Genomic DNA, 10,999 nt, shown 5'->3' on the forward strand with positions numbered 1-10,999 from the left:
CGGCGGCTTTCAGCGCCAGCGAGATCGCCGCCCCGATGCCCCGCGTCCCGCCCGTCACCAGTGCCACACGTGCCATGTCCTTCCCCCCTTTGGCGTGATCCCATTCCCCGCCCGGCAGGAAGCTCGGGCTCGCTCTCCCGAGATCCCTATCCCGACCGGGTATCATCATCGACGAAAAAGGGCGCCGCTCCCGGCGCCCCGGCCTTCGATCTCAGGGCCGCTCGACGCAGAGCGCGATGCCCATGCCGCCGCCGATGCACAGCGTCGCGAGGCCTCTCTTCGCGGCGCGCTTCTGCATCTCGTGGAGCAGCGTCACCAGCACGCGGGCACCCGAAGCGCCGATCGGATGGCCGAGGGCGATGGCGCCGCCGTTGACGTTGACCTTGTCCGTGTCCCAGCCCAGCTCGCGATTGACCGAGATCGCCTGGGCGGCGAAGGCCTCGTTGGCCTCGATCAGGTCGAGATCGTCCACCTTCCAGCCGGCCTTCTCGAGCGCCTTGCGCGAGGCCGGGATGGGGCCCGTGCCCATGATCGCGGGATCCACACCGGCCTGGGCCCAGGACACGATCCGGGCGAGCGGGGTGAGGCCGCGGCGTTCGGCCTCGTCGGCGGTCATGAGGACGACCGCGGCAGCGCCGTCGTTGATGCCCGAAGCATTGCCGGCGGTGACCGTGCCGTCCTTCGAGAAGGCGGGCCGGAGCTTCGCCATGGCATCGAGCGTGGCACCGAAGCGGGGATACTCGTCGGTATCGACCACCACGTCACCCTTGCGGGTCTGGATCGTCACCGGCGTGATCTCGTCCTTGAACCGGCCGGATTTCACCGCTGCCTCGGCCTTGTTCTGCGAGGCCACGGCGAACCGGTCCTGCTCCTCGCGGGTGATCTGCCACTTCTGGGCGATGTTCTCCGCCGTGTTGCCCATGTGATAGCCGTGGAAGGCGTCCATGAGGCCGTCGCGGAGCATGGTATCGAGGAACTCGACGCTGCCCATCTTGGTGCCGCTGCGAAGATAAGCGACGTGCGGCGCCTGGCTCATGCTCTCCTGGCCGCCGGCGACGACGATGCTGGAATCGCCGTTCAGGATCGCCTGATAGCCGAGGCAGATCGACTTGAGGCCGGAGCCGCACAGGATGTTGACGCCGTAGGCCGGGACCTCCTGCGGCACGCCGGCGTGGATCGAGGCCTGCCGTGCGGGGTTCTGGCCCTGGTTCGCGGTCAGGATCTGGCCGAGGATCACCTCGGATACCTCGGCCGGATCGACCTTGGCCCGCTCGAGTGCGGACTTGATCACGGTCTTGCCGAGATGGTGCGCCGGCACGGTGCTGAGAGCACCGTTGAACGAGCCGATCGGCGTTCGCGTGGCGCTGACGATCACAACGTCGGTCATCTGGTCATCCTCCCTCACGCACGGTCCCGCCCGGCTCTGCCGATCGGCTCCAGGCTCGAGGAAGCGAGGGCCGATCATCGCCGGGACCGGCGGTGAAGCTTTGCGATGGGTGAAGCTGGTCGCACGGTGCGGCCGGATCGCCTAGGCGCGATTCGCCGCAGCCACCGGACGAGCGGCTGTCAGAGCCGCCGCGGCGGCGCCTCGCCGACGACCATGCCGACATGGCCGGCGGCTGGCCGAATCACGCTCGCAGCCGGCAGCAGCGCTGCGAGCGCTTCGGCCGAAGCGGCCGGCACGATCCGATCGCGCCGCGGGATGGCTACGAAGGCGCGAAGCAGCAGCCCGGCCGGCTCGACCGGAATGCCGCCCAGTGTCCAGGGGCCGCGTCCCGGCCGGTTCTCGACATGTCAGTGCCACAAGCACTCCTGCGCCACCGGGTCGGCCGGCGCGACGCCGTCCGCAGGCATATCGGCGAAGCGCGCGAACTTGCGGATGACCCGGACGGGATCGAGGTGCGCGAAGAAGCTCTGCGAGAGGTCCACCGGTGCATGGCCGAGCATGGCGATGGTGGCGGCGATCGACAGCAGGCCATGGCCCGGCAGCAGCCACGTCGGGGAGCGATCGGCACGAAAATTCCAAGGAGTGGCGAGGAGTGCCAGGCCCGGCAGATCCGCCTGCCGCACGGTACCGAGTGCACAGGCGAGGAGACCGCCCATGCAGTAGCCGAGGAGCGCTGGAGAACATCCGCCCGATGCGGCCGGGTCCAGGCTCCTTGGTCGTCTCCTCGATCATGCTCACCTCCGTGCGGGCCTTCTACCCGCTCGCGGGGTGTCTCGCCTAACCGTGTCCCGGGGGAGTGCCACAACGTGGCTCCGTGCCTTCGGCAGGGAATGGACGAACGGTTGGCAACATCAACGAAATCTTCACGAGTGTGCCCCATGCTCCAGGCGCTTGCGCAACCTCGCTGGAGTCCCGCTATGCAGACGCTCCGTCGCTTCCTGAAGGACGAATCCGGTGCCACGGCCATCGAGTACGGCCTGATCGCAGCGCTCATCGCCGTTGTGGTCATCGGCGCCATAAAGGCGCTCGGCACGAATCTCGAGACGACCTTCGACAAGATTGCCGACTGCCTGGGCAGCAGCGCCAGCTGCTCTAGCTAGCAGCCGCTGGATGCCCGATGCTCGCGGCGAGCATCGGGCATTCCCCTGCCGTGACGACACAGGCCCAGAGCGGCGATACGCCATCGCAACATCGCCGGATGTGAACCCGCGACGATCCTATGAACGAGATCGGGGATGGACTGGCTCTTCTTGCCTTCATTACTCCTGCTTCTCGTATCGGCCTCCTGGCAGGACATCAGGCGGCGGCAGATCCCGAACGCGATCCCGAGCTCGATCGCCGCCCTCTGGGCCGTTCACGCGCTCTCGGCAGCAGACCCCACTCTGGCGCTCGCAGCGATCGGGGTGGCATCGGCCGTGCTGGCCGCGGGCTTCGCTGTCTGGAGGCTCGGGCTCATGGGCGGCGGTGACGTGAAGCTGACGGCTGCCCTGAGCCTCTGGTCCGGCACCGAGCATACCCTGTCCATGCTGCTGGTGATCGCCCTCTCGGGTGGTGCGCTGGCCGTGGCGATGATCGCCGCGCGCCATCCTGCTTTCATGATGCTCCCGTGCCACCGCTGGCTGGCCGGCGGCGCTACACGCGCGTTCCACACTCTAAGGGGCCCACTGCAGCATGATGCCGGTTGCCCCGAGACGTCGCTGCCCTCCCCCACCCTGCCTTACGGCGTCGCCGTCGCCGTGGGTGGATGCTGGCTCGTCCACCATCTGCTCGTCCTCTAGCAAGGAAGCTCGCCGAGATGCGCCGCCTGTTCGTTCCGGTCCTCGCCCTGCTGCTGGCCGGCACGTCGGCCTTGGCCGTCCGCGCCTGGCTGCAGGGCCACGAGCAGCCCGCCGCTGTCGCGGTGGAAACGCCGCGCCAGGAGAGCCACAAGGCGGTTCTGGTTGCCGCCAGCGACCTTCCGGCCGGCACCTTCATTCGCCCCGATCAGCTGCGCTGGCAAGAATGGCCCGATGTCTCCACCCCCGACAGCTACGTCGTCCGGGGCGAGGCCCAGGACACGGACCTCACGGGGGCCGTGCTGCGCCGGCCCGTGGCGACCGGCGAGCCCATCGTCGCCCTCAACCTGGTGCGGCCGGGCGATCGGGGCTTTCTCGCCGCGGTGCTCGATCCCGGCATGCGGGCCGTCTCGGTGCCAATCGACGAGGCGTCGGGCAACGCCGGGCTGATCCTTCCGGGCGACCGTGTCGATCTGATCCTCACCCAGACACTCGGCGCGCCGGATATCCCTTCCGGCGTGCGCCGGGTCAGCGAGACCATCCTCGAGGATGTCCGCGTCATTGCCATGGGCCGGCGGTTGCGGAGCGAGAGCGGCGACGAGGGCTCGTCCGGATCCCAGGTCCGGACCGCCACCCTCGAGACCACGCCGGCCGGCGCCGAGAAGGTCGCTCTGGTCACCGAACTCGGCAAGCTCGCCTTGAGCCTCCGCAGCCTCGCGCTGACGGAACTCCCGCCACCACGCCAGGAGAGCGGCCGCCCGACCTGGGACACGGACGTCAGTCCGGCGCTGCGCCTCGGCCACGAGCCGAGCGCAAGCCTTCTGGTCATCCGCGGAGACACGTTCGAGACGGTCAACGTTCGCCGTGGAGCGGGCTCATGATCCCGCGCATGTGGCTGTCCGGCAGCGGATCGCACCATCGCGCCGCCATGGCGATGTTGGTGATTGCCATCCTCGCTCTGATCCCGACGGCATCGGTCACGGCGGCCAGCCCGGCTCCTCCGATCGGCCAGCTCGTCCTGGAGGTCCGCAAGGGTCAGCTCGTCAAGCTGGATCGCCCAGCTGCCGCCGTTTTTCTCGCCGATCCCGAGATAGCCGACGTCCAGGCGCACTCCCCTACCTTGGTCTACGTCTTCGGCCGACGCAGCGGCGCCACCACCCTGTTCGCGGTGGACGAGCATGAGAACGTGCTTCTGCGCCGCGAGGTGGTCGTGGAGCACCATCTCTCGGAGCTGCAGCAGGTTCTGCGCGAAGCGGCCCCCGACGCGCATCTCGAAGTACGATCGGTCGATGGCGGGATCATCCTCGACGGTGCCGTTCGCGATCCGGCGAAAGCTCAGGAAGTGCGGGAGATCGCCGGCCGCTATCTGGGCGAGAACGAAGCCCTCATCAACCGTATCAGCGTCGCCGCACCGACCCAGGTGAACCTGAGGGTCCGGGTCGCCGAGGTCTCGCGCGACGTCACCAAGCTGTTCGGGATCAACTGGGAGGGCGTGTTCAGCCCGGGGGACTTCCTGTTCGGTTTCGCCACCGGACGCAGCTTCACCACCGACGGCGGTCCGCCTTTCGTGCGTGCCACCGATCCGAGCGGCGTCGCCAGCAGCCTGTTCGGCAGCTACAGCAGCAGCGACGTCAACATCAATGCTATCCTCGACGCGCTCGAGCGCGAAGGGCTGGTCAACATCCTCGCCGAGCCGAATCTGACGGCTCTGTCCGGGGAGACGGCGAGCTTCCTCGCCGGTGGGGAGTTTCCGGTGCCGGTTGGCCAGAACGACAACGGTATCGAGATTCAGTTCAAGCAGTTCGGCGTCAGCCTCGCCTTCACCCCGACGGTTCTCAGCGCGAACCGGATCAGCCTCAAGGTTCGCCCGGAAGTGAGCGACATCACGGACCGGGGGGCGATCACCGTTCGCGACCTGGTCATCCCGGCGCTCTCGACACGGCGCGCAGAGACGACGGTCGAGCTCGGCAGCGGCCAGAGCTTCGCGATCGGCGGGCTGATCTCGAACAACACCCGCACCAGCCTCGACAAGGTCCCGGGGCTCGGCGACCTGCCGATCCTGGGCGCCCTGTTCCGCTCGACGAGCTTCAGACGCAGCGAGTCCGAGCTTGTCATCATCGTGACGCCCTATCTCGTGGCCCCGGTCGCTTCGGCTCGACTCGCCACCCCTCGCGACGGCTTGGCCGATGCGAGCGATCTCGAGCGGCTGATCGAGGGCCGCCTCGCCGGAGGCGCGACGCGACCCGGCGCCGAGGCCCGTATCCAGGCCGAGCGACCGCGGCTCACCGGGCCTGCCGGCTTCATACTGGACTAGGGAGACCCCGAGATGCTCGCCCGCCCGAAGCGGCACGGCTGCACCCTGCGCTCTCTGTTCCTACTTTGTCTCGTCACGGCACCATCGGCCTGCGCGCCGCTCGATGCCGTGCCGACCGCATCCTCGAACCCGCGGCCGATCGCCGTTCCCGTGACCTACACGCACGACGTGTACTTCGCGGCGGACAGCACGGAGATCTCGGCCGACGAGGCCAAGCGGCTGCGGACCTTTCTCGATGCCCTTCCTGGAGACCGAGAGTTGAGCGTCCGCATCATCGGCATGACCGATGACCGGACCGGGGATGCCCGCCATGCTGCTCTCTCCCTGCGGCGGGCACGTGGCGTCGCCGAGCTGGCCGAGGCTCGTCGCTTCGCTGCGATCGAGATCGCCGAGCCGAGCGGGAACCGGGCGGCCATGGCCGGAGCAGGCGAGCGGCGCCGAGCTCGCAGCGATCGGGTCGAGATTCGAGTCAGTGGCTACGAAGTCCGATTGCCCGCCTGCCCGGACTGGTCACGTCGTCCCGAAGGCGACGGCCGCAATCTGCCGTTGAGCAATCTGGGATGCGCGAATGCGGTCAATCTCGGCCTCATGGTCTCGAACCCGGCCGATCTGGACCACGGTCGCGCTCTCGCCCCTGCCGACGGCAGCAGGGAGGCAGAGGCGATCGTCCGCTATCGCACGGACAAGGCGAAGCAGCTCGACACGGAGATGCTGCGGCCATGACCCTGCTCAAGGCTTCCGAAATCGATGTGGCTTTGACCGACCAGCGTCAGCTACGGGCCTTCATCGGCGACGAGCCGACACGAAAGGTCGTCGATCAGGTCGTCACGGAGCTGATGATTCCCAATGCTGCCGTCCATCGCGGCGGCATTCGCGACGCGATCCGACAGCTCGGCGAGCAGCGCTCGCCGCGCCTGTTGATCGTCGATCTCAACGAGGCCGAGCTCCCTCTGTCCGCGATCAACGAGCTGGCCGAGGTATGCGAGCCGGGTGTCGCCGTCATCGCGATCGGGACCCGCAACGATGTCGGACTGTTTCGGGACCTCATCAACAACGGTGTCAGTGATTACCTGGTCAAGCCGATCACACCATTGCTGCTGCAGAAATCCTTGCTCAGCGTCCTCGACGGCACGTCACCCACCCGGCACACGAGCAAGCTGGGTCGGCTGATTGCCGTCACAGGGGCGCGTGGTGGCGTAGGCAGCACGATGCTCGCCGTGAACTTGGCCTGGACGATAGCGCATCGGCGCCGTCGGAGAGTGGCTCTGGTCGACCTGGACCTCCATTACGGCACCGCGGCGCTCGCTCTGGATCTCGAGCCGTCCCCAGGTATGCGTGAAGCACTGGAGCAAGGGGAACGGATCGACAGTCTGTTCGTGGAACGTGCCATGGTACGGCAATCGGATACTCTTTACGTGCTGAGTGGGGAAGAAGCTCTCGGCGAGCCCGTCGTGCCGGATACTGCCGCGCTGGAGGCGCTGCTCAGAGATCTACGCAACAAGTTTCATTACGTCATCGTCGATGTCCCGAGACAGGTGACATCCTGCACGCATCATGTCCTGGAGACAGCCACCAATCTGCTGCTTATCACCGATTTGTCCTTGGCCGGCATGCGCGACACTCTGCGTCGGACCATGCTAATGCCCGCGGTCAATGCTGCCTGCCAGTTGTCCATCATAGCAAATCGGACCGGCGAGTACCGCGAAGGCGAAATCAGCCGTCGGGAATTCGAAGCAGGTCTCGGCCGAGCCATCGATGCGATGATCCCCTTCGATGCACGGTCGGTGACCAGGGCCGCCAATGCCGGTCAGCCGGTGGCTGCAGGAAGGAACAAGGTTGCGGCGGCAATCCAGGAGATCACGGACAAGCTTGCCGGAAGCGGTTCATCGAGGTCGTCCATCCGATCGTGGCTCGAACGGTTGACATGGCGATAAAGATGTTTGGCCGCCGATCCATCTCCCCACAATCTCCCGAGCCGCTCCTGCCGAAAGCGACGACGATCGTCGCGCCTTCCGAACCAGCGGCAACCGGCTCCATGGCGGCATCCGCGAACGGCGCCCCGGGTTTCGCGACGATCGGCGGCCAGCGCCCCCCCACATCCGCTGACCGCCGGATGGAGTCGCTGCGGGAGACGCACGCCCGCATTCAGGCGACGCTCTACGAGCGGATCGACGCAGCAGCGGCGGTCAAGCTGCCTCGCGAAGAGCTGCAGCAACAGATCCTCGAGCTGATTGCCGAGGTGGTTGCCGAACAGCGCTTGCCACTCAGCAGTCGAGATCAGGAAGCGCTCAGCATCACCATCATCGATAACATGGTCGGCCTGGGCCCCCTCGAGCCACTGCTGCGAGACGAGACGATAACCGATATCATGGTCAACGGACCTCATCAAATATACGTGGAACGCCGCGGCAAGCTCGAGCTGACCGACGTCAAGTTCCGCGACAATCAGAATGTCATGAATATCGCTCAAAGGATCGTGACACGAGTCGGCCGCCGGATCGACGAAACCTGCCCCATCTGCGATGCGCGCCTCGAGGATGGCAGCCGCGTCAACATCATAGCACCACCCCTCGCGATCGATGGCTGCGCCATCTCGATCCGTAAATTTGCCAAGAAAACGATCAACCTCGATTTGATGGTCCGTCAGGGGAACGCCAGCGATGCTATCGTACGAGTGCTCAAGATAGCAGCAGCATGCCGTCTCAACGTCATCATCTCGGGTGGCACCGGTTCTGGCAAGACGACATTGCTGAATGCCATGTCGCAACTGATCGATGCCGGCGAGCGTGTGGTCACGATCGAGGATGCGGCCGAGCTGCAGCTTCAGCAGCCACACGTGGTCCGGCTCGAGACCCGTCCAGCCAATCTCGAGGGTCAGGGCGAAGTCACGATGCGCGATCTCGTCAAGAATGCGCTGCGGATGCGTCCGGACCGAATCATCTGCGGCGAAGTACGTGGTGCCGAGGCCTTGGACATGCTGCAGGCCATGAATACGGGCCATGATGGATCAATGTGCACGCTTCACGCCAATACCCCGCGCGAGGCGATCACCAGGATCGAGAACATGGTCGGCATGGCGGCGGCGAACCTCTCGCCCAAGGCGATTCGTGCCCAGATCGTAGGTGCCGTGAACCTCATCCTTCAAGTCTCGCGCATGCGCGACGGAATACGCCGCATCACGCACGTTACCGAAGTCATCGGCATGGAAGGCGAGGTCGTGACTCTTCAGGATCTGTTCACCTTCGAGTACCATGGTGAAAGTCGTGACGGTTTTCTTCAAGGTGTATTCAAAGCTGCGCCGGTCCGTCCCCATTTCACCAAGCGAGCCGCCTATTATGGCCTCGATCGGGCACTCATGGCCGCGATGCAGGAATGAGTTCGCCACGGCATCATGGAGCGTGGCTCATGAGCATCGCGCTGCTGGCTCCAACCCTCGTGGCCGTCGTGACGTTCGCGGCCTGCGTCTGGACGATCCGTTCTGATCGGTGGACAAAGCGGCGAGTTAGGCAGCGCATCGAACGTGCGACCCGGTCGATGGATGTCAGGCTGGCCGGATCCACGACCATTTTCCCGGCGAGCGTTCGGCGCAAGCCTGCGCGTACATTCTTGGGACGGTTCGGTCGGGTGCTGCTGCGTTCATGGCCTCGAGCAGCGGTGTTGAAACAGCGGCTCGACGCTGCCGGAATCCGGATCGGCCCCGTCGACTTCGTCGTGTTGTGGGTCATGGCCGGGGCCGGGACGGCTTCGGCCGCGAATGCCCTCTACGACATCTCGTGGATCGTCTCTGCAGGAATTGGTGTGATTACTGCCATCGGGCTGCCTCAGCTTCTGCTCGGCAGACGAATTGCCGCACGGCAGCAGAAATTCGTGAGTCAATTCCCCGAGGCAATCGATCTCATCATCCGTGGGGTAAGATCCGGCCTCCCGGTAGCAGAAGCACTGCAGGCAGCAGGCGAGGAATTTCCAAGTCCGGTAGGGGCTCTATTTCAGGAGGTCACTGGTCACATCAAGATCGGCAAGAGCCTCCACCAAGCATTGACAATCGCCGCACAAAGCATTCAATCGCAAGAATTTAAGTTCTTCGTTATAAGCTTAACAATTCAACAGGAAACAGGCGGAAATCTCACCGAGATTCTACAGAATCTTTCAACCATGATTCGTCGGCGCAATCAGGCAAGACTTAAAATAAAAGCAATGTCTTCTGAAGCAAGAGCGTCGGCAGCGATCATAGGATCTCTTCCATTCATCATGTTTGGTCTACTTTATCTTGTCGACCCCGATTATGTCATGAAGCTGTTTACAGATCGACGCGGGCATCTTCTGCTCGGTGCGGGGTTGCTCAGCTTGGGTACGGGCATCGGCATCATGAGAGTCATGGTACGGTTTGACATATGAGCGGATCCGGCACCTACCCGCACTGGGACAGTCTGCTGATCTGGCTGGTCGGTGCGCTGACTTTTGCCAGTGTCATGAGTGTCTGGCATACTTTGCTGGAGACCAAACCTGGTATCGCACGCACGCGCGCCGTCGCCCGCCGCCGCTTGGAACTCGGCACGGATCGCGTCTCGCCCTCAAAGCGTCGCAAACCTCAGCGGCATGTCGGGTTGCTGCGAGGATTGATGCGGCATCTCAGATGGCTTCAGAAGGCCCAGATCGAAAAAGTAAACAACAAACTGATTCGCGCTGGAATACGCTCAAGAGAATCTATAATAATCTACATTGCCGCCAAATTCATCATTCCTATACTAATAGCCTCTCTCTATTTCATTTTTGCTCATGCCAATAAATTGACCATCACTTCGATCTCCTATTATGCGATGCTGTTTCCTGCCGGCTTGCTCGTCGGCTTCTTCATGCCTGACCTCTACATCATGAACCGAACGGTCAGGCGAAACCAGATGCTGGAGAAAGCACTTCCCGATGGTCTCGACCTTCTTGTGGTCTGCGCCGAAGCAGGGCTCAGCCTCGATGCGGCTCTGAGTCGTGTTGCAGAGGAGATGGTCCAGTCCTCACCGGAACTTGCCGACGAGTTGGCTATCGCGAGCATCGAGTTGAGCTTTCTACCCGAACGAAAATTGGCTTTATTTAATTTAGGAAGAAGAGTTGGTATTTCAGCCATGATAGCAGTAGTCAACACGTTGATACAAACAGAGAAATACGGCACACCACTAGCCCAATCTTTGCGGGTCATATCCGCAGAACTTCGCGAACGCCGCATGCTGCGCGCCGAAGAGAAAGCAGCGAGATTGCCAGCAATTTTGACGGTTCCTATGATATTATTTATTTTACCATCGCTTTTTGTTGTCCTTGTCGGTCCGGCAATTATCGATGTTTACGATCGGATCATCAGGTAGAGAGTACTGACCCGGTGTCTAAATGGAGTGACTAGGCCGTGTCTGCAAAGCGGTTGCACTGCCGGGATGTAGCCCCATCTGGGGCGGCTGGCACGCTTCGAGCTGACCG

At 63.9% G+C, this 10,999-nt stretch carries 11 protein-coding genes and 1 pseudogene; 9 read left to right on the forward strand and 3 right to left on the reverse strand.

The features are described from left to right. From U1T56_RS23680 to U1T56_RS23690, 3 genes and pseudogenes are all read right to left on the reverse strand, one after another. Positions 1-76: pseudogene (locus U1T56_RS23680) on the reverse strand (beta-ketoacyl-ACP reductase); the annotation flags it as partial. 135 nt (positions 77-211) lie between these two features. Next, positions 212-1,387, reverse strand: a complete 1,176-nt coding sequence (locus U1T56_RS23685) for an acetyl-CoA C-acetyltransferase (protein WP_418161983.1) — start codon at positions 1,385-1,387, stop codon at positions 212-214. 407 nt (positions 1,388-1,794) lie between these two features. Next, the gene (locus tag U1T56_RS23690; RefSeq protein ID WP_418161984.1) at positions 1,795-2,103 is read right to left on the reverse strand and encodes a hypothetical protein; all 309 of its coding nucleotides are present in this window, start codon (positions 2,101-2,103) and stop codon (positions 1,795-1,797) included. Between the two features lie 261 nt (positions 2,104-2,364). Here U1T56_RS23690 and U1T56_RS23695 point away from each other — a divergent pair, with 261 nt between their 5' ends. From U1T56_RS23695 to U1T56_RS23735, 9 genes are all read left to right on the forward strand, one after another. Next, positions 2,365-2,547, forward strand: coding sequence for a Flp family type IVb pilin (locus U1T56_RS23695; protein WP_418161985.1), 183 nt, complete (start codon positions 2,365-2,367; stop codon positions 2,545-2,547). Between the two features lie 135 nt (positions 2,548-2,682). Then, entirely contained in the window at positions 2,683-3,225 is a 543-nt protein-coding gene (locus U1T56_RS23700) for an A24 family peptidase (RefSeq protein WP_418161986.1), read from the forward strand. 17 nt (positions 3,226-3,242) lie between these two features. Continuing rightward, a complete protein-coding gene (gene cpaB / locus U1T56_RS23705; protein ID WP_418161987.1) occupies positions 3,243-4,103 on the forward strand; it encodes a Flp pilus assembly protein CpaB in 861 nt (286 codons plus the stop codon). After that, positions 4,100-5,536, forward strand: coding sequence for a type II and III secretion system protein family protein (locus tag U1T56_RS23710; RefSeq protein WP_418161988.1), 1,437 nt, complete (start codon positions 4,100-4,102; stop codon positions 5,534-5,536). The genes cpaB and U1T56_RS23710 overlap by 4 nt, the downstream gene beginning before the upstream one ends. A 12-nt stretch (positions 5,537-5,548) precedes the next feature. Next, entirely contained in the window at positions 5,549-6,259 is a 711-nt protein-coding gene (locus U1T56_RS23715) for a CpaD family pilus assembly lipoprotein (protein WP_418161989.1), read from the forward strand. After that, positions 6,256-7,470, forward strand: a complete 1,215-nt coding sequence (locus U1T56_RS23720) for a CpaE/TadZ family protein (RefSeq protein ID WP_418161990.1) — start codon at positions 6,256-6,258, stop codon at positions 7,468-7,470. Before U1T56_RS23715 ends, U1T56_RS23720 begins: the two co-directional genes overlap by 4 nt. Continuing rightward, positions 7,461-8,912 carry a CpaF family protein gene (locus tag U1T56_RS23725; RefSeq protein WP_418161991.1) on the forward strand — a complete coding sequence of 484 codons (1,452 nt, stop codon included), beginning with the start codon at positions 7,461-7,463 and terminating at the stop codon, positions 8,910-8,912. The genes U1T56_RS23720 and U1T56_RS23725 overlap by 10 nt, the downstream gene beginning before the upstream one ends. 29 nt (positions 8,913-8,941) lie before the next feature. Continuing rightward, a complete protein-coding gene (locus U1T56_RS23730) occupies positions 8,942-9,931 on the forward strand; it encodes a type II secretion system F family protein (RefSeq protein WP_418161992.1) in 990 nt (329 codons plus the stop codon). Next, entirely contained in the window at positions 9,928-10,890 is a 963-nt protein-coding gene (locus U1T56_RS23735; RefSeq protein ID WP_418161993.1) for a type II secretion system F family protein, read from the forward strand. The genes U1T56_RS23730 and U1T56_RS23735 overlap by 4 nt, the downstream gene beginning before the upstream one ends. Positions 10,891-10,999: the final 109 nt, after the last annotated feature.

The sequence above is a fragment of the Benzoatithermus flavus genome (genome assembly GCF_037908215.1).
GTDB classification, from domain to species: domain Bacteria; phylum Pseudomonadota; class Alphaproteobacteria; order Geminicoccales; family Geminicoccaceae; genus Benzoatithermus; species Benzoatithermus flavus.

Coding starts and splice junctions, on each gene's coding strand:
- U1T56_RS23685 (WP_418161983.1), bottom strand. CDS start 1,387: ATGACCGACGTTGTGATCGTCAGCGCCACGCGAACGCCGATCGGCTCG.
- U1T56_RS23690 (WP_418161984.1), bottom strand. CDS start 2,103: ATGGGCGGTCTCCTCGCCTGTGCACTCGGTACCGTGCGGCAGGCGGAT.
- U1T56_RS23695 (WP_418161985.1), top strand. CDS start 2,365: ATGCAGACGCTCCGTCGCTTCCTGAAGGACGAATCCGGTGCCACGGCC.
- U1T56_RS23700 (WP_418161986.1), top strand. CDS start 2,683: ATGGACTGGCTCTTCTTGCCTTCATTACTCCTGCTTCTCGTATCGGCC.
- cpaB (WP_418161987.1), top strand. CDS start 3,243: ATGCGCCGCCTGTTCGTTCCGGTCCTCGCCCTGCTGCTGGCCGGCACG.
- U1T56_RS23710 (WP_418161988.1), top strand. CDS start 4,100: ATGATCCCGCGCATGTGGCTGTCCGGCAGCGGATCGCACCATCGCGCC.
- U1T56_RS23715 (WP_418161989.1), top strand. CDS start 5,549: ATGCTCGCCCGCCCGAAGCGGCACGGCTGCACCCTGCGCTCTCTGTTC.
- U1T56_RS23720 (WP_418161990.1), top strand. CDS start 6,256: ATGACCCTGCTCAAGGCTTCCGAAATCGATGTGGCTTTGACCGACCAG.
- U1T56_RS23725 (WP_418161991.1), top strand. CDS start 7,461: ATGGCGATAAAGATGTTTGGCCGCCGATCCATCTCCCCACAATCTCCC.
- U1T56_RS23730 (WP_418161992.1), top strand. CDS start 8,942: ATGAGCATCGCGCTGCTGGCTCCAACCCTCGTGGCCGTCGTGACGTTC.
- U1T56_RS23735 (WP_418161993.1), top strand. CDS start 9,928: ATGAGCGGATCCGGCACCTACCCGCACTGGGACAGTCTGCTGATCTGG.